This is a genomic window from Psychrobacter sp. 1U2, assembly GCF_051847575.1.
The window spans coordinates 1-547 of record NZ_JBPYDC010001658.1; the positions used below are offsets into that span (position 1 = coordinate 1).

General features: G+C 43.1%; 2 pseudogenes. Both read right to left on the minus strand.

What is annotated here, in order from left to right:
* Positions 1-271, minus strand: a pseudogene (locus ACS8FD_RS23725) (capsule biosynthesis protein); the annotation flags it as partial.
* Positions 249-547: pseudogene (locus tag ACS8FD_RS23730) on the minus strand (ABC transporter ATP-binding protein); the annotation flags it as partial. The pseudogenes ACS8FD_RS23725 and ACS8FD_RS23730, both read right to left, overlap by 23 nt.

Consider the following 547-nt stretch of genomic DNA (forward strand, 5'->3'; position numbering starts at 1 on the left):
CAAGACGTTTGATCATGTCATTGGACAGGATATATTCGGTCAGATAAGTGGCATCTTCCTTACTGGTGCTATTAACGCCCAGTAGCGCTGATAAACCGCCGCCAGAGGGTACGCTTGCATCACTCACTTGTTTGACCACTACGTCAGAAGTCGAAATAAAGCGCGGATGTGCGAGCGTCATGACATAAAAAATCACCAAGACCCATGGAAGGATTACCAAGCCGATAAACAGCGAGAAGTCAATAATCTTATTTTTTCGCTTTGTGGACATGCTCTTCATATACCTCAATCGCTTCTTTTGTATCGTTAAACACGAGTGCTGTTTGATCCATTAACACAATACCAATATCGCAGTTACGCTTAATATCACCAATATTATGCGACACTATTAAAAATCCTGCTTGCGCACGGCGAGCCGCCAAGATATCCTCACTACGTTTACGAAAAGCGGCGTCACCAACAGCACCTGCTTCATCGAGCATATAATAATCAAAATCAAACGCTAGACTTAAACCAAAAGTTAGACGTGACTTCATTCCCGATGAGT